This is a genomic window from Acidovorax cavernicola (assembly GCF_003581445.1).
Genome location: NZ_QXMN01000271.1, coordinates 1 through 889 on the forward strand (window position 1 = coordinate 1; position 889 = coordinate 889).

An 889-nucleotide genomic window follows, 5' to 3' on the forward strand; every position below is an offset into this window, starting at 1 on the left:
GCGTAGACCTTGTCGAGTTCGCGAAAGCCCTTGACTTCGATCGGATTGCCGCACTGGTCGAGAAAGAACATCGTCGCCTGTTCGCCGGGCTGGCCCGCGAAGCGCACCTGGGGCTGGAGCACGAAGTCCATCTGCTGCGCCTGCAAGCGCGCCGCAAGCGCTTCCCAGTCGGGCATGGCCATGACCAGTCCCAGGTGCGGCATGGGCACCATGTGGTCGCCGACGCGGCCGGTGTTGGTCACGGGAAACGGCTCGCCCAGGTGCAGCGAAATCTGGTGGCCGAAGAAGTCGAAGTCCACCCAGGTGTCGGTGCTGCGGCCTTCCTGGCAGCCGAGCACCGTGCCGTAGAAGGCGCGGGCTTTGTCGAGGTCACGGACATGGTAGGCGAGATGGAAGCAGGTAGGCATGGCAATACGTTCTGAAAACAGGGCCCGCGCAGGCGGGAAGCGCAATGGGCGCAAGGTTAACGGGCATACTCCAAAAGACATAGCCAATATTGTTTTCCGTTGCAAAAGGATTTCTTTTGGAGATTCGTTATCTCAAGAGCCTGATCGCCGTCGTCGACAGCGGCTCGATCGCCGAAGCCGCGCGCAGCGAACACCTCACGGCGGCCGCGATCGGCCAGCGCGTGCAGGTGCTGGAGCGCGAACTGGGCTTCGCGCTGTTGTCGCGCAGCGGGCACAGCGCCCGGCCCACGCAGGCCTGCAGCCAGCTGCTGCCGCGCGCGCGCCGGCTGGTGCGCGAAGCTGCGCTGCTGTCAGGCGACGCCAGCGTCGACGGCCTGCGCGGCACGCTGCGCATAGGCGCGGTCTCGACCGCGCTCACGGGGCTGCTGCCGCGCGCGCTGCGCGCGTTCAGCCAGGCCGCGCCCGGGGCGACGGCGCAGATC

At 66.8% G+C, this 889-nt stretch carries 2 protein-coding genes; one reads left to right on the forward strand and one right to left on the reverse strand.

What is annotated here, in order from left to right:
• On the reverse strand, positions 1–407 hold a 407-nt coding region (locus tag D3H34_RS33080; RefSeq protein ID WP_119558904.1), incomplete at its 3' end, for a VOC family protein.
• 116 nt (positions 408–523) lie between these two features.
• Between D3H34_RS33080 and D3H34_RS33085 the strand changes: the two genes are divergently transcribed.
• Positions 524–889, forward strand: a 366-nt coding sequence (locus tag D3H34_RS33085; RefSeq protein WP_147400617.1) for a LysR family transcriptional regulator, incomplete at its 3' end; no start/stop codon positions are given.